19 protein-coding genes are annotated in these 23,506 nt (G+C 39.0%); 10 read left to right on the top strand and 9 right to left on the bottom strand.

The genetic code is table 11. The features are described from left to right. Positions 1–581 precede the first annotated feature (581 nt). The 8 genes from HMPREF9145_RS10070 to HMPREF9145_RS10105 all read right to left on the bottom strand — a co-directional run bounded on the left by HMPREF9145_RS10070 (position 582) and on the right by HMPREF9145_RS10105 (position 11,498). A complete protein-coding gene (locus HMPREF9145_RS10070; protein WP_021826240.1) occupies positions 582–2,291 on the bottom strand; it encodes a M6 family metalloprotease domain-containing protein in 1,710 nt (569 codons plus the stop codon). Positions 2,292–2,344: 53 nt separating this feature from the next. Beyond that, positions 2,345–3,133, bottom strand: a complete 789-nt coding sequence (locus HMPREF9145_RS10075; protein WP_021826278.1) for an EFR1 family ferrodoxin — start codon at positions 3,131–3,133, stop codon at positions 2,345–2,347. Next, positions 3,130–3,525 carry a DUF1573 domain-containing protein gene (locus HMPREF9145_RS10080; RefSeq protein WP_021826274.1) on the bottom strand — a complete coding sequence of 132 codons (396 nt, stop codon included), beginning with the start codon at positions 3,523–3,525 and terminating at the stop codon, positions 3,130–3,132. The genes HMPREF9145_RS10075 and HMPREF9145_RS10080 overlap by 4 nt, the downstream gene beginning before the upstream one ends. A gap of 129 nt (positions 3,526–3,654) precedes the next feature. Continuing rightward, positions 3,655–5,319: a bifunctional metallophosphatase/5'-nucleotidase gene (locus HMPREF9145_RS10085; RefSeq protein WP_021826225.1), complete on the bottom strand. Its 1,665-nt coding sequence runs from the start codon at positions 5,317–5,319 to the stop codon at positions 3,655–3,657. Further along, positions 5,282–6,394, bottom strand: a complete 1,113-nt coding sequence (locus HMPREF9145_RS10090; RefSeq protein ID WP_021826245.1) for a glycosyltransferase — start codon at positions 6,392–6,394, stop codon at positions 5,282–5,284. The genes HMPREF9145_RS10085 and HMPREF9145_RS10090 overlap by 38 nt, the downstream gene beginning before the upstream one ends. Next, positions 6,391–7,371, bottom strand: a complete 981-nt coding sequence (locus HMPREF9145_RS10095; protein WP_021826264.1) for a glycosyltransferase family 2 protein — start codon at positions 7,369–7,371, stop codon at positions 6,391–6,393. Before HMPREF9145_RS10095 ends, HMPREF9145_RS10090 begins: the two co-directional genes overlap by 4 nt. Positions 7,372–7,918: 547 nt before the next feature. After that, positions 7,919–10,750, bottom strand: a complete 2,832-nt coding sequence (gene uvrA / locus HMPREF9145_RS10100) for an excinuclease ABC subunit UvrA (protein WP_021826227.1) — start codon at positions 10,748–10,750, stop codon at positions 7,919–7,921. A 61-nt stretch (positions 10,751–10,811) separates the two neighbouring features. After that, complete coding sequence (locus HMPREF9145_RS10105) at positions 10,812–11,498, bottom strand: gliding motility-associated C-terminal domain-containing protein (protein ID WP_021826244.1); 687 nt, start codon at positions 11,496–11,498, stop codon at positions 10,812–10,814. 107 nt (positions 11,499–11,605) lie between these two features. On the opposite strand from HMPREF9145_RS10105, the gene HMPREF9145_RS10110 reads away from it, so the two are divergent. The 10 genes from HMPREF9145_RS10110 (at position 11,606) to HMPREF9145_RS10155 (ending at position 22,084) form a co-directional block, all read left to right on the top strand. Next, complete coding sequence (locus tag HMPREF9145_RS10110; RefSeq protein ID WP_036907385.1) at positions 11,606–12,736, top strand: type 1 periplasmic-binding domain-containing protein; 1,131 nt, start codon at positions 11,606–11,608, stop codon at positions 12,734–12,736. Between the two features lie 27 nt (positions 12,737–12,763). Further along, positions 12,764–13,522: a porin family protein gene (locus tag HMPREF9145_RS10115; protein WP_021826236.1), complete on the top strand. Its 759-nt coding sequence runs from the start codon at positions 12,764–12,766 to the stop codon at positions 13,520–13,522. Between the two features lie 20 nt (positions 13,523–13,542). Next, positions 13,543–15,093, top strand: a complete 1,551-nt coding sequence (locus HMPREF9145_RS10120) for a peptide MFS transporter (RefSeq protein WP_021826248.1) — start codon at positions 13,543–13,545, stop codon at positions 15,091–15,093. 262 nt (positions 15,094–15,355) lie between these two features. Then, the gene (locus HMPREF9145_RS10125) at positions 15,356–16,054 is read left to right on the top strand and encodes a DUF6630 family protein (protein ID WP_021826253.1); all 699 of its coding nucleotides are present in this window, start codon (positions 15,356–15,358) and stop codon (positions 16,052–16,054) included. Between the two features lie 121 nt (positions 16,055–16,175). Beyond that, positions 16,176–16,598, top strand: a complete 423-nt coding sequence (locus HMPREF9145_RS10130) for a PaaI family thioesterase (protein WP_007133560.1) — start codon at positions 16,176–16,178, stop codon at positions 16,596–16,598. Next, positions 16,595–17,599 (top strand): chorismate-binding protein, encoded by a 1,005-nt coding sequence (locus HMPREF9145_RS10135; RefSeq protein ID WP_021826258.1) that lies wholly within the window; start codon positions 16,595–16,597, stop codon positions 17,597–17,599. The genes HMPREF9145_RS10130 and HMPREF9145_RS10135 overlap by 4 nt, the downstream gene beginning before the upstream one ends. Next, a complete protein-coding gene (gene menD, locus HMPREF9145_RS10140; protein WP_021826271.1) occupies positions 17,586–19,238 on the top strand; it encodes a 2-succinyl-5-enolpyruvyl-6-hydroxy-3-cyclohexene-1-carboxylic-acid synthase in 1,653 nt (550 codons plus the stop codon). Before HMPREF9145_RS10135 ends, menD begins: the two co-directional genes overlap by 14 nt. 2 nt (positions 19,239–19,240) lie before the next feature. After that, the gene (gene menB / locus HMPREF9145_RS10145) at positions 19,241–20,068 is read left to right on the top strand and encodes a 1,4-dihydroxy-2-naphthoyl-CoA synthase (RefSeq protein WP_021826242.1); all 828 of its coding nucleotides are present in this window, start codon (positions 19,241–19,243) and stop codon (positions 20,066–20,068) included. Continuing rightward, a complete protein-coding gene (menC, locus tag HMPREF9145_RS10150; RefSeq protein ID WP_021826228.1) occupies positions 20,068–21,099 on the top strand; it encodes an o-succinylbenzoate synthase in 1,032 nt (343 codons plus the stop codon). Before menB ends, menC begins: the two co-directional genes overlap by 1 nt. 7 nt (positions 21,100–21,106) lie before the next feature. After that, positions 21,107–22,084 carry an AMP-binding protein gene (locus tag HMPREF9145_RS10155; protein WP_021826261.1) on the top strand — a complete coding sequence of 326 codons (978 nt, stop codon included), beginning with the start codon at positions 21,107–21,109 and terminating at the stop codon, positions 22,082–22,084. Here the strand turns inward: HMPREF9145_RS10155 and aroB are convergent. After that, positions 22,061–23,107: a 3-dehydroquinate synthase gene (gene aroB, locus HMPREF9145_RS10160; protein ID WP_021826237.1), complete on the bottom strand. Its 1,047-nt coding sequence runs from the start codon at positions 23,105–23,107 to the stop codon at positions 22,061–22,063. The two genes, HMPREF9145_RS10155 and aroB, sit on opposite strands and share 24 nt — an antisense overlap. Between the last annotated feature and the right edge of the window lie 399 nt (positions 23,108–23,506).

The raw sequence follows: 23,506 nt of genomic DNA on the forward strand, positions 1-23,506 counted from the left end.
ATATCTCTTTGATTATCAAAACAATGAATTAGTTATATAAAATGAACACATTAATAACATATCCCGTACAGTGTAACGTAATTTAATAAGGAAGAATAGTGAATGCTTTCTCAGACTATTACAATTAAATAGTGCTTGGGAGAAAAAAGAGTTGATGGGAAATGCCTAATGTGCTGTATAGGGTGGGAGAGCCGACGCTAATTAAAGGGATGCAGTTTGATTTGATTACATTTTTATGATGATTAGTAATCACATCATGGAACTTTATTTTTCAATTTGCATTATGAATAATCTTTTCTTGAACATAAACTAACTCTATGCATATTATTCAAGTTAGTTCTAAAATCAGTAGGTTCAAAATAGTGCAAAAAAAAGCGATGACCTTCACAGGTAACCGCTCCAAATCTTCAATAGGTATTAGTCCTTTTTAAGGTAAAAAGATTGTTTTCAGGATAACGATACAAAGGTATGACTTTTTTTTGGATTACCAAATATTTTGCAATCTTTTTTGATAAAAAAATATCTTAGTTTCAGTTCTAAAGCGTATAAGCCCCAAAACCTTTATTCATTCGATGTGAACTTTATTTTACAATAACTTTTTTATGATTGCGAATATAGACACCTTTGGATAGGTTCTCAAGCTGGTTGCCAACATATTTGCCATCAAGTGTAAAGATATGGTGGTCTTCTGAGTTCTCAATCTGTATTTTATTTATGCCATCAAGGCTATTATATTTTGGATAAAATATAAACGATATAGCTCTATTTGCATTGAGTTTAATGCTCTTAAGTGATTGATTCACTTTATAATAAGATGGATTTAATGTTGCTCTCTCATTAAGATCTCCCTTTGTGTACCACCAGAAATTGGGAAGATTAGAGTTGTCATTCAGGTTATCTGCATTGACTGTTCCGGGGAAAACGTCCCCCTTTAGCTGGTTCTTATACTTTCTTCTCTCCTGTCTATTAAGCTCTTTATAGTTTGGTTCTGTAGGCTCATGAACTTGAATTGAATAGCTTGACATGCAAAGTCCATCAGCTGGTACGACAGCCATACGGGGTTTATATGGTGTGTTGTTAGGATGATCACTCATATTAACGTTGCCTTGGTCAACTACTTTATAGACAAGTAGTCCTTGATTACTTGCCCCTGCATACCAACCAGTCTTGGTTATATTCTCTAAAAGAAAGTATTCGTTTGGATCTCCAGGGTTAACAATCTTATAGACGACGCCTCCATCATCAGCTGATTTATCCATAGTTATGTTTCCTTTTGACGTTAAAGGCTGAATGTTTACAGGCCAATTCATTTGCTTTTTCTCCCAAGCTGTATAAGGCATTGGTATAAAACCTCCATTACCTGCATACTCTCCACCATCCATTAAGTCCCAATATTCCATCTCTTGGTTATCTAAATAGGCAGATGAAATGGTAGGATATATGTCGGGTAATCCCATTGCATGCGAGAACTCATGACATGTAACACCAATACTATTGATTTGCATTGCACGCTCTTGACCATTGGCTTGGTTCCTAATTCGACTGGGAAAGAGTTCTGCACCAATGCTGAAATTATAGACATTCTTATTGCCAACCTTCAATGATGGGTTATTTATTGCACTCGTACATGCCCATACTGACTCTGCACTTCCACCATTATTTTGCCCTAATCCAGCATAGACCACATAGACACAGTCTATATATCCATCGTTATTTGAATCCAATCGATCTATATTTGTGACTTGATCTTTGACACAATTAACTGCATCCTGCACAAGTTCTCTTGGCTTCTCATCGCTATTATTATTGGCATTTGAGCCTCCATAATAAGTCATATCTTTTGGCAAATCGATTGGGCCATAAACTTCAAATACAGGCTCAAAGGCACCAAGACTTGTTGCTTTGAAATACTGACTGACACTCCCGAAGTTCTCGTTATTGCCATTTCCGCGATTAACAATAGGTCCTTCAGCATTAAAAAAATCATGAAAAGCCGCCTTTGGTTCATGCACTTGAAACTTTACATCCTTAAAGTTTGCGAGGATAACCAATATATGTGGCTTACCCGTATGAGGCGTATAGCGTTGTGAAGTGTCGATTGCTCGTGTTGGAATTACTTGTAAATTATCAGGATGTTTGCGTGGTGTTATAAGCTCAGATTCAGCACTTCCGAAGGTTGGTGCAGGTATCATTACGCCGTCATTTCGCATGACATATATTGTGTCGTTAGGCATTGCATGTCCAGAAAGAGCTGTAAGCATCATGCCAATGGTGAGTAAAATGGTTTTCATTATAATTCTTTTAATAAATTATTTCAATTATTTAATTCTAAAATCAAATTGTATTATTTGAATACATATTGGCCTTTATGTTGGGTTTGTCTACCATATTCTATAGCATGATGTGGACAATGATGATAACATGCAAAGCAAGTTAGGCAACGATTTGTATGCTTCCACTTAGGCATTAGGCCGTGTCCACCTTCTATATTGTCTACAGGGCAGACGTTAGCACATATCCCACACTTTACACATCGTTGCTTTCCAACGTGAAAGGGTTTATCAGTGACAAGTTTATTAACAAAGAACGCCCCAAGAATATTGCTGTTTATGCGTGGCCAATGACTATGGTTGCGCTGATTCTTACAATGAATTCTGTCAAAAATTTGCTCGCAATATTCACGTAGTTGTACTTCTGCTATTTCACGTTTCTTATGGATAACTTCCTCAGAATCAATGTCCATAAAAGGTAATCCCACGTAAGTATTCGGCATTTTCAACGAGAAAGTAGCATTCGTTTGCAATCCAACTGTCTTTAAATCTGAATTTAGATAGTCCATCGATAGCCCAAGATCGTCTCCTGCAGTGCATAATGCGAAGCAATAATGTGACGAAAGATTATCTGATGGTTGCTGTGTGGTGAGGGTAAGTTTCCGCACAAACTCTCGCATGATTACAGGCGGACGCCATCCATATATGGGATAGATAAAGCCAACACGCTCGTCTTTTTCCAAGGCAAAAGCATGTTGGCTTTTGATAAGTTCTGCTACAGAAAGGAGTCTTTCACCAGTCACTTGAGCAACTCGTTGAGCAGCCCAAAGCGTGTTTCCTGTTGCAGAAAAGTAGAATATCATTTATTATTTGAGTCTGTCATTACACCCTCAATGTAAAGCCGAACCATTTCCGTTTTGGCGTTACTACGTATTGTTATGCTCTTCTTAAAGTGTCCAGGAAACAATGCAGAGCCATTATATGTGACCTTAATCTCACCTTTTTGTCCTGGCATTACAGGCGTTTTGGTGTATGTAGGCACTGTACATCCGCAGCTGGCCATAGCTTGATTAATCACTAAAGGAGCGTCTCCAGTGTTTGTGAATACGAAAGTGGTTTGACGAATTGGGTCACTCTTTGGGAATGTTCCAAGGTCAACACTCAATTTGTCGAATTTAATTTCTGCTTGTTTCTGTGCAGAAGCCATTGTAACAAATGTCAGGAGCACTAATGCTATGATTAATAACTTTTTCATATTCCTTCCTATTTATGTTAAACTGTTTGCAAAATTACAAAACAAAATGGATTATTTCTTCCCATAACTTGTTTTTTTATAGATTATTAATCAAATCCAATGACTATACAGAACGTTAAGATAGATAATTTAATGCTTACCGAACAGCAGTTTATAGTCGCGTTCTAAAGCTGGTTCTGCCCATTCCATTGGCACGAAAGACCAGTTGTTATGCGGTTTTGCATCAATTATTTTATGGCGTTCAATATAGTCCATAATAATGCTTCTTTGGTCTTTTTCGCTTACATATTCTATACGATTAGGAAGTTCTTTGAGAGATATTCCTGCACCACGAGTTAGTAATTCTCCGCCACCATTACCCCGATAACTATTCATTGTCACACGATAAGTATTATCTTCACAAAAAGGTTGTCCGTTTGTCATACGCAGAATATTAACCTTTTTGCCATAATTTTGCCTAACATCTACTTCATAATCAATACCAAAAGCCGTATCAAAATTAAATGCAAGATTAGTCCAATGCCAATGCCCCATGTCATCTTGTTTCATCAGCATAATGTGATCATCAGGCGATTTCATGGTTGTAATCCATTGACCATAACTCATTTCAAGTAGATTTTTAAGCTCTTTACCTGTCATTTTGACAACATATAGCTGATTTTCATACGTGTAAAGATTAAATAAATCACTGACATGAACATCTCCTTTGCGAATACATGCATCAAATTTTAACGGAGCATTCAATGAAATATCAGCTCCTGTATGTTCTAATTGAATGTCATGAATGAGATCTCCAAAGGGAGCTGACCGAAAGAAACAATCCCTTGTATAGATAGAATGCACAAAGATTCCAAGCTTACGGCTCACATATTGTTTTACTTGTTCTATGTCTTTGTTGAACTGTTCCATGAAGGCTTCGTCCACGTTCTCATTATCAATATTCCGCAATTGTGCTTTTACCGCGTTGAGTTTTGGTCTTCCTTCTTGATTAAATTCAAAGCAAAGACTACACTCACTAACGTAATGTGCATTACTCGATGGATTTATAATACAAACCTCTTTGCCTTGATTGGTGACGTATTCTCGTTTTAATTGATGATCATGTCCACATAGAATGAGATCAATTCCTGGTACATTTCGTGCTGTTGTTACACATGCATTTTCACTGCCATTAGCATCTTGAATGCCTCCATCGAACCCCGAATGAAAGAGTGCAACGATTGCATCGGCATGCTCAACTTCACGTACATGCTTTACCCATTGTGCCATACAACTCGGTATATCCAGAAATTTCATGCCACTCCATAAGTCTTTTTGCAACCAATAGGGTATTGTCGGAGTCAACATTCCAATAAAAGCAATCTTGACACCTTCTATATTTCGAATTGCATAAGGCTTAAAGTAAGGCTTTAATGTAACTTCATTTATAACATTAGCTGCCAACAAATCACAATCTAATTCTGCTGCATACTTGTCATAAACTGCATGCCCTGTTTCGATATCATGATTGCCTATAGTTTGTAAATCATAGCGCATGAAATTAATAACTCTTGCTGCTACATTCTTCATTTGTGGCTGAACAAAATTACAATAGTAACAAGTGGGCTGACCTTGTAATATATCTCCACCATCAACGAGTAGCAAACGATTACCATATTTGCTTCGCATTCGCTTTACATAAGTAGAGATTCGTGCCATTGATCCACTGCAAGGACGTCCCTCAATGAAGTCAAATGGAAAGAAACATCCATGGATATCAGTAGTATGAATAAGTTTGATGGTCAAGTTGTTCATAAAACGCTATATACTTTTGAGCCACATTTATATAATCATGATGACGCTTGATATAAGCCATACTCTCACGTTTCAACGTATTAATTCGTTCTGGATGCAGAATTAACTCATACAAAGCTTGATACACACTGCTTTCATTAAGCTCTACATTGATAATTGGACGCAACTCATGTTCATTAATAATATCATAGTTTTCGGGTTCACCACCACCAATACAGATTAGTCCTTGGTTCATTGCCTCCAACGGATTCATGGATGGAGTATAGCTGTACAGCTGATCAAGAATAACATCTGACTTTCCCATCATTTTGACATAATCTTCAAATGGAATACTTTCTGCAACCTGCAAATCAGCCTTTTCAGGATAGTTTTCTACTATTTTTTGTGCTGCTTTGAGCATAATATCAGTTCCTTTATAACGATTTCGCGTTTTATTTATCCCAATAAAGAGGTGTAGTTTTCCATCAAATGGACGGTAGGTTGTATGACTTGGAATAATGGGAAAGGGGCAAAAAAATGTCTTTTCTGGGAAGTTGGGCTGATAACATGCCCAATATTCATATAACCCTGCAATGATTTTATCTACATCTTTTGCCACATATTGACACCAATCTCCCTTTGCTGTTCCCACCCAATCTCTAATATAGCGTTGCGATTCTTCATCCGTCCGCACGTGTTTACCTATATTAAAGTCGCTATAACGCAAGGGAAAGCGAGTGATACACTCATGAACCCAATAATAATCCATGCCGAACGCTCCAAGTACCACATGCTTATTGTGTCGTCGAAGGTAATCGTAGAAGAAGCGAAGTCGCTCAGCTTTGAGTTCAAAAAACATCGGATTGATGAGTTGAACAACATCAAACCCACGGAGTTTTGGGAGTAAAGTCAATAGTTTCGCATATAACTTTAGCCCGCCGAAAGGACCATAAGTTCTACTAACATCAATGTCACGATGATAGTTTTTCCAATCATCTCCATTGGAAACTACCATAGTTTCATGCCCTAAGCGATTTAGTCCTTTGGCTAATGTGGCGTGAACATTACTATATTCTCCAATGAGTAATATCTTCATATAAATGTAGTGGCAATGATGATTCTACGTCCCCAGCGATGTTTGGATAGTTTTTGAAAGAGTCGATACTTGCTTGTATAGTCCTTATTTGGCAGTGGAAACAACCCATGTTCATGCAATCTTTCGCATGTTTCGTCAAGTTTCGAAAGACAATGTGTTAGTCGGGCAGTATTATAAAGATGATCCATTGTAAGCTGTGCTATACGCCTTTGTAATGCCACTTGCTTTGACTGAGGGAGTGTTTGAAGTCGACTTTGGAGATACAAGATAACACTTTCTGTGTTTTCTAATCGTTGAATTACATCGCGTTTTCCTTTGCGATGCATTATCGAAAGCTTGTGTTGACGATAGAAATAGCTTTTAGCTGGAGTCACAAACAGACGTTTTGCATTCAGCATTAGCTGTGCAGTGAACTCTTCATCTTCAGCATAATAAGTCAATGTTGGACGGAAACGAAGCCCTCGTAAGATGTCTTTTTTGAAGAGATAACAGCATACTGACCCTCTAATATTATGTTCTTCCATATAGGAAGTACCCTCAAATGGTCCTGCAATTTCTTCGGTAATATCTACTGAAAGCTTAGTAGACGCATTGAAAATCACCATGTCAGGATTGTGAAATCTCACAATATCTAAGCAATGTTCGTAAGTGAATTGTAGCAGAGAATCGTCGCCATCAATAAACTGAATGAATTTCCCTTGAGCAATATCTATGCCTCTGTTGCGCGCCACACTCAATCCTTGGTTGCGTTGTCGCACATAAATGAGATTATCACATACGTCAAGGAGTGATGAAATGGCAGGTGTTTCACTTCCATCATCTATAACAATTATCTCACGATTTTCAGAATTCAACGATAATCTGAGAATGCTTTCTATGCATGAACGCAGTAAAGATGCTTCAATGTTATAGGCAGTAATGATGAAGCTCACTAACGGATGATGTTCTAAGTATTGCGTTTCTGTCGGATAGGGCATAATCTTTTTTTATGGAACAAATATAAGAAAAAAGTGTTTTTTGACCAAATAAACACACTGTTTATTTTGATAATATAACCTTATTATACTAAGTTCATGGCTGTATTTTATACTAAAGGAACTACACTTAAACTTCACAATCTATATATAATATATTTTTTTATAACTTAATATATATCAGATGCTTACTTGATGTTATATAAATTATTTCTATAACCGAAATATTTAATAAAACAATATAGGTCTAATTGTCTCGCAATCAGCTATATTTCATGCTATGAAATAATACAAAACACAAGGTAAAATGACGCTTATTACAAAATGAATAGATTTATGCGATGAAATGGTGGGTTTTTATTCGTTTATGCAATAGCTTGTAAGGACAATTCAAAGCGTATAAGTTCATCTTTTATTTAAGCTGTTTTGAAAGCTGTTATGATGTGGATTCCATCAAAAAAACACTGATTTCATCGGTCATTTTCCACACACATTTAAGCGTCGTCAATACCAAATGAAATCAGCGTTTATTACTCGTTTTATTTTACTTTCAAGCCTTTTTTAATACGTTTGCCAAGAACTTGGGCGTATACCCCAATTTACTCTTTGCCACTTCTTCGGGAGTTCCTGTTGAGAGAATCCTTCCTCCACCTCGTCCTCCCTCTATACCGACATCAATAATATAGTCAGCCAGCTTGATAACATCCAAGTTGTGTTCAATAATTATCACAGTGTTACCTCGGTCAGTAAGCTTTTGAAGCACGTCCATCAGTATGCGGATATCTTCAAAGTGAAGGCCTGTCGTAGGCTCATCTAAAATATAAAGCGTTTTACCAGTATCTCTTTTAGCCAGTTCGGTGGCTAACTTTACACGCTGACTTTCGCCACCTGAGAGCGTAGTTGAACTCTGTCCGAGTTTAATATAGCCTAAGCCAACATCTTGAAGTGTCTTAATTTTGGGTAGAATACTCGGTACATTCTCAAAGAATTCCACGGCTTGATTAATAGTCATATCAAGCACATCAGCAATTGATTTGCCTTTGAATCTTACCTCAAGTGTTTCGCGATTATAACGCTTTCCATGACAAACCTCACACGGAACCATTACATCTGGCAAGAAATTCATTTCAATTGTCTTATAACCATTACCTCCACAAGCCTCACATCTGCCTCCTTTCACGTTGAAAGAAAAGCGTCCTGGTTTGTAGCCTCTTATCTTTGCTTCAGGTAAATTGACGAAAAGATTGCGGATATCATTAAATACTCCCGTGTAGGTTGCAGGGTTACTGCGCGGTGTTCTACCAATAGGACTTTGGTCAACATTCACCACTTTATCAACATTATCAATACCTTCTACCTTATCATATGGCATAGGTTTCTTCAACGAACGATAGAAATGTTGAGATAGAATGGGTTGAAGAGTCTCGTTGATTAATGTTGATTTGCCCGAGCCCGATACGCCGGTAACGACTATTAACTTACCTAATGGAAAGTCAACATCAACATTTTTCAAGTTATTTCCCTTTGCTCCATAAATTGTTATGTGCTTACCATTTCCTTGACGACGCTCTGTTGGAATCTCAATTTTGCGTTCACCATTAAGATAGTCAGCAGTAATCGTATGTTGTTTCAGCATATCTTTAGGAGTGCCTTGAAACACAACTTCACCACCTTTACGTCCAGCTTTCGGACCAATATCTATAATCCAGTCGGCAGCACGCATCATATCTTCATCGTGTTCAACTACAATGACAGTGTTTCCAAGGTCTCGTAACTCTTTAAGTGAACGGATAAGACGATCGTTATCACGCTGATGTAGCCCAATACTTGGCTCATCAAGGATATAGAGTACATTGACTAATTGGCTTCCTATCTGTGTAGCTAAGCGGATACGCTGGCTTTCTCCTCCCGAGAGAGTGGCGCTTTGTCTATTTAAAGAGAGATAGTCGAGTCCCACTTCCAATAGGAAATTCACGCGTGTTCGAATCTCTTTAAGAATCTCTTTGCCTATCTTTTTTTGCTGAGGATCCATGTGTTCCTCTACATGTTCAAGCCATTCTTCAAGATCATTGATATCAAGATTGGCAACTTCAGTAATGTTTTTGTCCCAAATGCGATAGGAGAGAGCCTCTCGATTAAGTCGTTGTCCCTTACATTCTGGGCATGTTGTGGTTGCCATAAATTGGTCAGCCCACTTCTTACCGGCTGCAGAGTCATCATTTTCCATCACAGTTTGTAGATACTTTATAATGCCATCAAAGGCTACAAAGTAATCTGATGACGTGTGAACAAGGCTTTTATCTATCTTCAAATTCTCCAAACTGCCATATAATATTTCGTTTACGGCCTCCTGGGGAATATCTCTGAATGGTGTTTTTAGATTACATTCAAAGCGCTGGAGGATAGCTTCTATCTGCCAAAATATCATTTGGTTTTTATACTTTCCCAATGGAGCGATGGCACCATCTCTGATACTTAACTTATCATCGGGAATGACTTTCTTGAGATCTATCTCGTTAACATAACCTAAACCCTTGCATAGTGGGCATGCACCTTCAGGCGAATTAAAAGAGAATATGTTTGGTGCAGGGTCTTTATATGATATTCCCGATGTAGGACACATCAATCGTTTGGAAAAGAATTTCGCTTCGTTTGTATCCTTATTTAATACCATAATCAACCCATCTCCCTGCTTCATAGCACTCTGAATGCTTTTTGTCAGTCGCTCATGGGCTACATCTTCGACAATCATCTTATCGATAACAACCTCTATATTGTGGTTTTTATAGCGGTCGGTCTTCATGCCTCGTGTTATCTCTTGTATTTCTCCATCTACTCGAATATATATATATCCCTTGCGTCGCATACTTTCAAATAGTTCGCGATAATGGCCTTTACGGTTTCGAACAAGTGGAGTCAAGATGTAAATACGCTTACCTGCATAGTCGGTTGTTATCATTTCGATGACCTTTTCTTCGGTATATTTCACCATTTTCTCGCCCGTTGCATAGCTATATGCCGTTCCTGCCCGTGCATATAGTAAGCGGAGATAGTCATAAATCTCTGTAGTCGTACCGACAGTAGACCGTGGATTCTTGTTGGTTGTCTTCTGTTCAATACTGATTACAGGGCTAAGACCAGTAATTTTATCAACATCTGGTCGTTCCATATTCCCAAGAAAGTTTCGTGCATACGCTGAAAAAGTCTCAATATATCTGCGTTGTCCTTCGGCAAATATGGTATCAAAGGCTAATGAAGACTTACCAGAACCGGATAGTCCCGTAATAACCGTGAGTGAATTTCTGGGGATTCGCACATCAATATCTTTTAGATTATGAACACGTGCACCCCAAACGTTTATATATTTATCTTCGTTTTCCATTAAAAAAATCCTGTATATAATGTTTCTTGAATACTCTTTTATTTGTTTTTTCTCATCTTTTCTAAGGCTGACCTGACTCAGTATATCCACGAAGCAAATTCACATCACGTTTTATTTTGTAGTGTTTGCCATCAGCTCCATGAGCATCAACAACAACAAAATAAACCCCATCGTTAACGGCTTTGCCATGGAATTTCCCATCCCAACCACCATAAATATCATTCCATTCATAGAGTTTCTGCCCCCATCGGTTATAGATTGTGGCATGAAAATCGACGATACTGCGGCTATTTGGTTTGGCTTGGTAGATATCATTAATACCATCACCATTTGGAGAAAAGGCATTTGGCATCTCAAGTTTGCTTTCTGACAACGTAATTGAAATCGGATCACAAAGCTGTTCAATAGTATCAGTGCCGTGAACAAACTTTGCATAGAGTACAACCTTATGTTGACCCGATCGGTTAAATGTATAAGAAGTGTTCTCTTCATACCTCAAAAGGTAAGGCTTTTGCTCATTGTTATGATAGAAACGCCATTCATAATAGGCATCCCATCCTGTCGAATGTAGGGAATTAGCCATAAAAGATGCTTGCACAGGAGCCTGCCCATTGTATTCTCCTTCGGTTTCATTTCCTTCACTATCCCTTACAGATAGTGTCGGCGAAACTATCGGATTGTCATCAGCAATGACATGCAAACTATTTGCGATGAACAAGAAAAGCAAAGCCAATACCTTTATTTTCATTTTGTTGTTACTATATTTTTGCAAAGTTACTAAAAAGAAAAGACAAGATATTGTGTAATGACATATTTTTTGTATTTTTGCACTTGTAACTTTAATATTTTATGAAGATGAAGTTGATAAATAAGTATATATTGCTCCTTATGCTTGCGCTTGTGGGGTGGACTACAAGTAAAGCTGTAAACAACAATACCATTTCAGTTGGTGTTATGTTGCCACTCCATCAGGTAGATGGTGATGGTAAGCGTATGGTTGAATATTATCGGGGAATGCTTTTGGCTTTCAACCAGCTGAAAACAGAAGGATATCATATTGATGTTCATGCATGGAATGTTAATATTGACGCTGATATTAAGACTACACTACTTGATCCTAATGCAGAGAAATGTGACGTTATCTTCGGTCCTTTGTATAGCAAGCAAGTTAAACCTCTGGCAGATTTCTGTAAAAACAAGGGCATTCGCCTGGTGATTCCTTTCTCCATTACGGGCAATGATGTAGCATATAACAGCAGCATCTTTCAGATTTATCAAGACGAAACACGTCTAACAAACGCTACAGTACAAGCATTCATTGAGCGATTTGCTAAATGTCATCCTGTGTTTGTTGACTGTTCAGATGCTACAAGCAAGAAAGGCACGTTCACATCTGCACTCCGTAAAGAACTCGATGCAAAGGGAATACGTTATAATCTCACCAGTCTCAAATCAGATGACAATGCATTTGCCAAGGCTTTCGTTAACGGACAAACAAATGTTGTTGTATTAAATACAGCGCGTTCTCCTGAATTGAACGAGACATTTGTAAAGTTAGAACGTCTTGATCAATTACATCCGGGCACGCTGATTAGTTTATTTGGTTATACAGAATGGTTAATGTATGCTCCTTATGACTTTAATCATTTCTGCAAATATGATACGTATATCCCTTCAACCTTTTATTATAATGCCTCCTCTTCAAGCACAACAGCATTGGAAAGTAGCTATCGTGCCTGGTTCCATGAACCTATGTTGCAGGCTTTACCACGTTTTGCCATCATGGGATATGACCATGCAGAGTTCTTTGTTCGGGGCTTAGCACAATATGGAAAGAAATTTCTTGGCAGTAAATGGCAGCAACCTTACAAGGCATTGCAAACGCCTTTGAAGTTCGTCCCCGTAGATAATGGTGGGCGAATCAATTCTACCTTCGAACTAATTCATTACCTTTATAATGGTAATGTTGAAAGTATTGCTTATTGATTTTAGTCAGCCTTGCTAAAGAATTATATGAAATTACAATCTAAGATAATAGGTATAGTACTCCTGACTTGTTGTTTTTGTCAAAACATTCAAGCGCAGATAGGTGAACATCGGGATGATTTCTCTGTAGGCTTCAATGGTGGTTACGTGATGAGTAGTGTGGGATTTGTGCCTAAAGTGAACCAAAAACAGCATGGAGGAATGACGTTTGGACTCTCACTTCGATATAAAAGTGAGAAGTATTTCTCTACACTTTGTTCCATAGCAGCAGAAGTAAACTATGCACAATTGGGCTGGAAAGAAGATATCGTTGATGCTCAGGAGCAACCCGTAGTTAATGCAACAACGGGATTAACTGAACAATATAGTCGTACGGTTAATTATATTCAAGTTCCTATTTTTGCTCATCTCGCATGGGGAAAAGAGCGTAAGGGTATGAATTTCTTTGTAAATTTAGGTCCTCAATTTGGGTTTATGATCAATGAAAGTACCAAGATGAACTTCGACTTTAACCAGCGAAACACACATGATCGTGTTAATCCTGTTGTGGCACAAGATACGATGCAGGTAGAAAAGAAATTTGATTATGGTATTGCTATAGGTTTAGGTGGAGAATATAGTCTTCCTAAAGTTGGGCACTTTCTACTCGAAGCGCGTTACTATTATGGTTTAGGCAATATCTATGGTTCATCAAAACGTGACTTCTTTTCAAAGTCAAACTATGGTAATATCGTTATAAAGGCTACATACCTCTTTGATATTCTCAGAACGAAAAAACCGAAATAATCACAATAAAAGTAAATCATATGTTTGAAAATCAACCGAAAGGACTCTATGCTCTGGCCCTTGCCAACACAGGTGAGCGCTTTGGTTATTACACCATGTTAGCCATCTTTGCGCTATTTATGCAAGCAAAGTTTGGCTGGACTGAGTCACAAGCAGGACAAGTTTATGCCATTTTCTTGGCTGTAGTCTACTTTGCTCCCCTCTTAGGGGGTATCTTAGCAGACAAGATTGGCTATGGAAAGTGCGTGTCAATTGGCTTTGCTACCATGTTCTTGGGATATCTTGGACTTGCTATTCCCACGGGTGCTGACAGTGTAGGTAAAGTCGCAATGTTTGCTGGCTTGGCTTGTGTGTCATTGGGAACAGGCCTTTTCAAGGGTAATCTTCAAGTGCTTGTAGGAAATCTTTACGATAGTCCAAAGTATTCAAGTAGTAGAGATTCTGCTTTCAGTCTATTTTATATGGCCATCAATATCGGTGCAATGTTTGCACCATCTATGGCAAAATGGATTACCAACCTCTATCTTGGACAGTATGGTTTCGTCTATGATGCAGGCAATTTCGATCCAGCTTACCTCAAGGCGCTTTATGGGGCATATGGTCTTTGCTTTGGCGTAGCTTGTATTTCACTTATCTTGTCGGCGGTTATCTATTTTGCTTGTCGCAGTTGGTTCAAGCATGCTGACATCACAGCTAAGCAAGCTAAGGAAGCAGATCAACAGGTAGAAGAACTCACTCCGAAACAAACAAGAGACCGCATACAGGCTCTTTTACTTGTTTTTGCAGTCGTAATCTTCTTCTGGATGGCTTTCCATCAGAATGGTTCTGCACTAACTTTCTTTGCAAAGAAATACACAAACCTCAGTGTTTTAGGGCCTATGCGAATATGGTTTAATATTTTTAGTCTCGCACTTATTGCCCTTTCAGTATATACTGGCTTCTCCGCTTTCCAGGCAAAGAAGTCAAACACCAGGATGATTTGTGGCATTGTAACATTACTTGCATGGGGAGGCGCATTGGCTCTCTTTATGAATATGAGCAATCCTACAATGGCTCAGCCTTCGGATTTCCAACAGTTCAATCCATTCTTTGTAGTCGCCTTAACTCCTTTTAGTATGCTATTCTTTGGAGTTTTAGCAAAAAAAGGACACGAAATTAGTGCTCCGTCTCGTATCGCTTGGGGTATGTTAGTAGCAGCATTAGGCTTTGGCGTCATTACATTGGCATCAACCAATCTGATTTCTCCTATGGATTTGGGTGATAAAACACAAAGCATTCTTTCACCGAGTTGGTTGATTTCTACCTATTTCACCTTGACTTTGGCCGAACTTTTGCTTTCGCCAATGGGTATATCTTTTGTTAGTAAGGTTGCACCTCCTAAGTATAAAGGTTTAATGATGGGTGGATGGTTTGTGGCAACAGCCATTGGTAACTACCTCAGTTCAATTCCTTCAATGCTTTGGAATCGTGTTCCTTTGATGGCAAACTGGGGAATTCTAATTGCACTTTGCCTTGTTAGTGCTCTCGTTATGTTTGCTTTGTTGAAGAAACTCAATAGAATGACGGCCTAATGAAAGCTGTATAAAAACGATAACAAAAGAGGTAGTATGGTTTAATGAATATATTACCTCTTTTTGTTTTGAGTCAAATCATGCAGCATTTTAAGTCTAATTGTCGAGTGTTTCGATACAAATTACAAGCTGTTTTGATGCAGATTACAATAGGTTTTTCAGTACAATAAAAAACCATTCAACTTTATTATCAGAATAGAAACGAATATTCTAGGGTGGAACTAAAGTTTCTTCTTTATATAAGATACCTAAATTTAAGCGTATGAAAGATTTTCTTGCCAGTGCCTTTATGTGGATTGTATGTCTCCTTTTAACCATAGCTTCGGTATGGGCCATGGTCAACAATTTTCAAACAGGTCATTACTTTATTGCCTGTATAGGTGTATTCGGAGTGCTGCTCTTTGGTATTCCTCTTATCTCTCTCCTCATGCCAACGACTAAAGACGAAGAGAAGAGAGAATCAGCACAAGTAACTGTTATTCCTCTTCCTATGAATAAGCATGATTTACAGGTGCTTGCTACTCAATTAATTGATGATGATAAGTCGCTTATGCAAGTTATTCAGGAGAGTTTTGTGAATCCCCAAACGTTCTATGAACATAAGGCTAAGACTGCAAATAATGATAGTATTGATTATGAAGCATTTTGGTTAGACTCGAAAGATGATATCAAGACTTTGACCAGTATAGGCATGTTATATTTACTTTCAGAGGCAAATGTTGTAAGAAATATTGACCCTAAAGAAGGACTTGAAGATTTTTTATGGAATGTTGAAAGTCTTGTGCGTGTGAAAAAGCATCATTTGACAATAGAAACTGCATTGCTTCACGAAGGACTTGATATTCCTTATTGTTGTGATATCATTAATAAACAATGGCAATCTTCAGGCTATCAGCTCGCATTAATAGATACTGATAGTAGTGATTACACGATAACAGCAATCCGGAAAGCCATAAAATAGGCTAACAATGTGTTTGGAAAAGGGAGAGGAAAAACATGGTATCACGTAATTTTTCCTTTCTGTTTGCGCGCTTTCTAATTATTTTATGTATATTTGCATAGGTTGATTAAATCAACAAACTATGGATGTAGAAAAGATTAAAAAGATGCTTCGCAAGCATGATGGGCTTTCCAATACGTTGGGAATGGAGTTTATTTCAACTCCAGAACCAGACACTTGTAAGGCTACAATGAAAGTTGACGAACGCAACAAACAAGCCTTTGGATTCCTTTCTGGAGGCGCTTCACTCGCTCTAGCGGAGAATTTGGCTGGCGTAGGAAGCATTGCTTTATGTCCAGGAAAAATCTGTGTGGGCATCAATGTCAATGGAAGTCATGTCAAAGCTGTGCTTGAAGGTGATACAGTTACCGCTGTTGGCCGTCTTCAATCAAAAGGAAACACCTTGCATGTATGGCACATTGATATCACAAATTCAGCCGGAGAGTTGATTTCTACCGTTCAAGTCACTAATTACATCATGAAATCTTCTGCTCCAAAAGTATGAGTTCTTTTGTCGCATATAGGCTTCCTGAAGCCAAAGATTATGTATATATTCGTTCGCAAAAGGCCCCAATTGTTCTTTCCACCTATACAGAATTAGTAGGAAAGGAGGGCTTTGTTGTCGCACCATTTGCAATTTTGGAGTCTACACCTTTATTGTTGATTCAGCCCGATAGCATTGAAACTAAGACGTGTTTTGCAGATAATCTGATAGCGAGAAGAATAAAAAAGGAGGATGAAGACCCTTTAAGTTATCATTCTGATTTCGAAAACTTCCATGCAGAATTACTTAATCACCACTTTCAAAAGATTGTGTTGTCACGCCATGTTGATGTAGTATGTGACACAACACCAGACCCAATGCATTTATTTTTGAAAGCTTGTGCTCTCTATCCTCACCAATTTATTTGCTTAGTTTCAACCGAACAAAGCGGTACTTGGCTAATGGCTACCCCTGAAATATTGGTCGAACAACAGGACAATGAATCTCCTTGGCACACCATGGCTTTGGCAGGAACAATGCGCAAAGATGGACCTTGGGATAAAAAAGATTGCAGAGAACAAGAATATGTAGCTGATTATATCGAACAATGCTTAGCAGATTATGCTACCGATATCTATAGAAGTCAACCTTATACACGTAAAGCAGCAACCTTATATCATCGCTGCAGCGACTTCGAATTTAGGTTGAAAGATGGCATATCAATAGGAAATGTCATCTCAGCACTGCATCCAACGCCTGCAGTATGTGGTATACCAAAGTATGAAACCCAAGCATTTATCATGAGAAATGAATCTCATGCTCGTGAATATTATAGTGGCTTTTGTGGGCCACTGCAGCTGAACGGCTCTTCGCATCTATTTGTTTCGCTGCGTTGTATGAAACTTATTGGCGAACGTTGCAGGCTATTTTCAGGCGGCGGTTTATTGGAACAGTCAGACGAAAAGCATGAATGGAGGGAGACAGAATATAAGTTAAACACAATGATGGATGTTCTCAGATAAAGAAAATATCAATATATTAACGAGCCTTCTCATAGCCCGCGGAGTGCGTTATGCTGTTGTTTGTCCAGGAAGTAGAAATGCTCCTATTGTACATAATTTAGCTTCTTGTGGTCAGATTAAATGCTACCCAGTTACAGATGAACGTAGTGCTGGCTTCTATGCTCTTGGACTTTGTCAGGCTGTTAATAATCCAGTAGTTGTTTGTGTGACAAGCGGAACAGCATTGTTAAACCTTGCACCTGCTGTTGCAGAGGCCTTTTATCAGAATCTTCCCTTAATAGTTGTGTCGGCAGATAGGCCACTTCAATGGATTAATCAATTGGATGGACAGACACTTCCGCAAGCAAATATCTTTGGAAACTTTGTCCGTAAAAGCGTTAATCTATTAGAACCAACAGACGAAGAGCATCATTGGTACTGTAATCGCTTGGTGAATGAAACACTGATAGAATGTGTAAAGGGGAGTTGTGGCCCTGTACATATCAATGTTCCTATTACCGAACCCTTGTATCAATTCAATGTAAACGTTTTACCAACAGAACGCAAAATTGAACTCTTATCAGTGTCTTCTACAGATGAAGAGTCGTTAAAGCTACAGCTTTCTCCTTTGTTTAATTCAGTAGGCAAGGCTGAAAGACCCTTAATTATTATTGGACAACAGAAGCCTTCAGCCTCATTAACTATTGCACTTGAACGTTTGCACGCACAGCAATACGTTGTACTTTATGAGCCGTTGAGTGTTGAGCAAGGTGAGGGTTACATTGAAGAAATGATGCAACTCATTGGCGATGACAAAACATTCTTACCTGATTTTATCTTGTATATTGGTGGGCATCTTGTGAGTAAACGCGTCAAACAGTTTTTGAGAAAGACTCGAAATGCAGAATGTTGGATTGTCAATTCAGAAGGTGTTTTGTATGATACGTTTATGAACTTACACGGCGTTATACAAGCAGATTCTAATGCTGTTTTGTCCACTTTGCCCTGTAAAGGCGAGACCGAATGGTTTGAACAATGGGAAAACCTAAAGCAAAAGGCACGTAAACATCGTGTGGAGTTTCAGCCTCAATACTCAAGTATGTTGGCTGTAAAGCAGTTTGAAACACTTATAAATCAAGTCGAATCAGAATGTGTTGTGCATTATGCCAATAGCACATCTGTACGATTAGGTTGCATCTACGCACAACATTTTGTATTCTGTAATCGTGGAGTTAACGGAATAGAAGGCTCGTTGTCTACAGCTGCTGGCTATTCATTGGCAACTAAGCAACGTGTCTTTTGTGTGATTGGTGACTTGAGTTTCTTTTATGATCAAAATGCGTTGTGGAATCAAAATCTTGGTGGAAACTTCAGAATCCTATTGTTAAACAATGGTGGTGGAGGCATTTTCAGTAAGTTTGAAGGCCTAAAAGATAGTCCTGTTCGACAGCAAATGGTTATGGCAGAGCATACCACAACTGCAAAAGGAGTATGTCATGATAACCACATTCGATATCTTTCGGCAAACAATGAGTTGTCATTAGAGCAAGCACTTCACGCCTTGGTATTCGACAAATCGACACAACCAATGCTATTAGAAGTCTTTACTGATGTAGAAAAAGAAATGAAAATATATCAAGATTACTTTAGAACAATATAATCATGGAACAAAGAAGATGGGAAAAAATCAAAGGATTTGACTTTAAGGAAATCCTTTTTGAGCACTACAATCATATTGCAAAGATTACCATTAACCGTGAACGCTATCGCAATGCCTTTACTCCTTTGACCACATGGGAGATGAGTCAAGCTTTTAGTTACTGCCGGGAATGCCAAGACATTCGTGTGGTATTGTTGACTGGAGCAGGCGATAAAGCCTTTTGCGCAGGTGGAGATATGCACGTGAAAGGACGTGGAGGTTATGTGGGAACAGACGGAGTTCCTCGCCTGAATGTACTCGATGTTCAAATGCAAATACGCCGTTTACCGAAGCCTGTGATAGCAATGGTCAATGGATTTGCTATTGGAGGAGGGCATGTTTTACATGTGATGTGCGACTTAACGATCGCAAGTGAGAATGCCATTTTCGGTCAAACTGGCCCGAAGGTTGGTTCATTTGATGCTGGTTTTGGAGCCAGTTATCTTGCACGAATCGTAGGACAAAAGAAGGCAAGAGAAATCTGGTTCCTGTGCAAACAATATAGTGCAAAGGAAGCCGAAGCAATGGGATTGGTTAATAAGGTTGTTCCTTTTGAACAATTGGAAGATGCATGTGTGGAATGGGCCGAAGTCATGATGCAGCATAGTCCGCTTGCACTGAGGATGATAAAAGCAGGACTTAATGCCGAACTTGATGGCCAAGCTGGTATCCAAGAACTTGCTGGTGATGCCACAATGCTTTATTATACCATGGATGAAGCGCAAGAAGGTGGAAAGGCCTTCCTTGAGAAGCGCAAACCCGATTTTGATAAATATCCTCAGTTCCCCTGATGAAACATATTGAGATTTCTAAACGAATATTCCATTTCAAGCAACCTGCCGGTACGTCACGCGGTATTTATACAACACGTCAGAGCTATATCCTGACCTTAACAGATGACGGCATGCCTGGCATAAAGGGAGTGGGAGAGTGTGCACCCTTACCCAAACTTTCGTGCGATGATCTACCAGATTATGAAACCATCTTACATCAAATTTGTAAGTTGGTTGAGTTAACCGACCAGATTCCTTATGCTTTGTTACGCCCTTATCCAAGTATTCTTTTCGGTTTAGAAACTGCTTTTGCTCAATTCAATGCACATGAAAGTACGATGTTGTTTGATACACCTTTCGGACGAGGAGAAGAAGGAATACGCATTAACGGCCTTGTGTGGATGGGAAGTTTTGACGAAATGGCTGAGCGTTTGGAAGCGAAATTGCGACAGGGTTTCCATTGTGTAAAGCTGAAAATTGGTGCTATCGATTTTGAAAAAGAAATAGAACTCATTCGCCATATTCGCGAATCATTTGATAAACGTCAAGTCGAATTGCGTGTTGATGCCAATGGAGCTTTTACGCCAAAGAACGCTTTACAACACCTTGAAACATTGGCAAAATATGATATTCACTCTATAGAACAGCCCATAAAACAACATCAATGGGAAGATATGGCCCATCTCTGCGCTGACTCATCACTGCCGATAGCCTTAGATGAAGAACTCATTGGAGTGAATGTTGCGACGATGAAAGAGGCTTTGCTCGACACCATACGCCCACAATATATCGTTCTTAAACCCAGCCTACATGGTGGAATGCGTGGCACGGAAGAGTGGATTCAACTTGCTAATGCACGTGGAATTGGGTCATGGATAACAAGTGCATTAGAGAGTAACATAGGGCTAAATGCTATTGCACAACTTTGTGCAAAGGTATACGGTCCACGCGTTTCTACACCTCAGGGGTTGGGAACGGGCCAACTGTTTACAGACAATATCACCATGCCGCTAACGATTAGAGGGGATGAAATGTGGATAACCCAATAACAATCTTATGACATTAGATGCATTTCTAACTTCGTGGAATGACTCCACCGACCGCGTTTTGGTTCATACAAGCGGAAGCACTGGCAAGCCAAAGCCGATGTTTGTTGAAAAGAAACGTATGCTCAGCTCTGCCCGAATGACTTGCGATTTTCTTGGTTTGCAGCCAGGCGACCTTGCCTTTCTATGTATGCCGTTAGATTATATTGCAGGCAAGATGATGGTTGTCCGTAGCATTGAGCGCCAATTAGAGCTACAAGTTGTAGAACCCACAGGCCATCCTTTGAAAGGAATAACAGTCGATTCAAACCGGCATTCTTTGGCTGCCATGGTTCCGTTGCAAGTGTATAACACCCTACAAGTGGCCGAAGAAACTGAACAACTAAAACATTTTACGCATCTGATTATTGGCGGTGGAGCCATAGACACCCAATTAGCCGAGTGCTTAAAAGACTTTCCCAACTATGTTTGGAGCACGTATGGAATGACTGAAACGCTTTCACACATTGCGCTACGCCGCTTGAATGGTCCTGAAGCTACTGAATGGTATAAACCTTTTTCTAATGTCAGTGTGGCGATAAACAACGAAGGCTGTCTCGTTATTAATGCACCTTCTGTTCACGATGGCCCACTTGTCACCAATGATATAGCTGAAATAAATGAAAATGGATGCTTCAAAATTTGTGGTAGAAAAGACAACGTTATCTGTTGCGGAGGCATAAAAATCCAAATAGAAGAAGTTGAGACTGCATTAAGACCCTGGCTTAAGCATCCATTCATGATAAGCAAACGACTTGATCAAAAATTTGGAGAAACAATGGTTCTGCTGACCGAAGACTCCGAACTCTCTGTTGTGAAAGACATCTGTTTGCAAAGACTTCCGAAATACTGGCGACCCAAAGCTTATGTTCATGTAGCGAGTTTGCCTATGACCGAAACCGGCAAGCCCGCAAGAGCTAAAGCATTAGCCCTCGCGAAAGAAATCTAAAGTTTCTTTTATTTCATCCTTCGTTGCGGTTTGATTGATGTGTATGTCTCCAATCTCTCCCAGCAACGTAAAGTTGATAATGCCGTTTCTATTCTTTTTATCATGTGTCATCAGCGTTATAAGCTCATCATAATCATCACATGTAATAGGCAAATAACCAAAATGCTCTCGAATAAAACGCGCAGTTGTTCTCATTTTTTCCGTAGGGAAACCTGATTTGATACAACTGAGATAAAGTTCACATATCATGCCATAAGCTACGGCATAGCCATGAAGAATGGGCTTTCTACTAAGCGACCAACTTTCAAATGCATGTCCGAAAGTATGCCCAAAATTCAAAGCTTTACGAATATTCTGCTCATGTGGGTCTTGTTCAACTATCTTTTCTTTCACCTGAATCGATTCGCTAACCATACGTTGAAGCTGTTCAAAATCAGGACTGAACAAAGAAAAACTGATAAGCTCTTTCCACATCTTTTCATCTGAAATAAGTCCATGTTTCAGCATTTCTGCATAGCCAGAACAAAGATTCTTTGCGTCAAGCGTTTTTAGAAACAGAGTATCAATCAGCACAAATCGACTGTCATTAAACACGCCAATCTCATTCTTCAATCCATTAAAGTTTATTCCCGTTTTCCCCCCAACAGAAGCATCAACCATCGCGAGTAATGTCGTTGGTATGTTAATGAAATTAATACCACGTTTGAAGGTTGAAGCAGCAAATCCACCTAAATCAGTAACCATTCCTCCGCCAAGATTCAGCAAACACGATTGACGCGTACCACATTTATCGCTCAATATTTTCCACACATTCATGAGTGAATCAATATCTTTATGAGTGTCGGTGGCCTCAATGGTTATTAAAATGGGCTTATAGCTTTGCAACATTTTCTCAAGCTTTGGCCAACAAAGTGCATAAGTCGTTTTATCCATAAGAACAAAAAGCTTATCACACGCACACGAATTGAGTGCATAGGAGAGTTGTTGCTCAATAGCTTTTGAAATGATAATTCTGGATTCCATGATTCGTTTATTTGTTACAATTACAAAAGTATCATTTTTCTAATACTCCACAAAACATTCTATATGTTATTTGAAAAGGCCATTATCTTATCCTTTTTAATTGGCGTTCTTGCGGGAGCCCCGCAAGCGCCAAAACCTTTAAAAAGTGATTTGCGGGAGGCCCGCAAGCATCAAAACCTTTAAAAAGTGATTTGCGGGAGCCCCGCAAGCGTCAAAACCTTTAAAAAGTGATTTGCGGGAGGCCCACAAGTGCCAAAACCTTTAAAAAGTGATTTGCGGGAAGCCCGCAAGCGTCAAAACCTTTAAAAGTGATTTGCGGGAGGCCCGCAAGTGCCAAAACCTTTAAAAGTGATTTGCGGGAAGCCCGCAAGCGCCAAAACCTTTAAAAGTGATTTGCGG

The sequence above is a fragment of the Segatella salivae F0493 genome, from assembly GCF_000477535.1.
GTDB classification, from domain to species: Bacteria; Bacteroidota; Bacteroidia; order Bacteroidales; family Bacteroidaceae; genus Prevotella; species Prevotella salivae.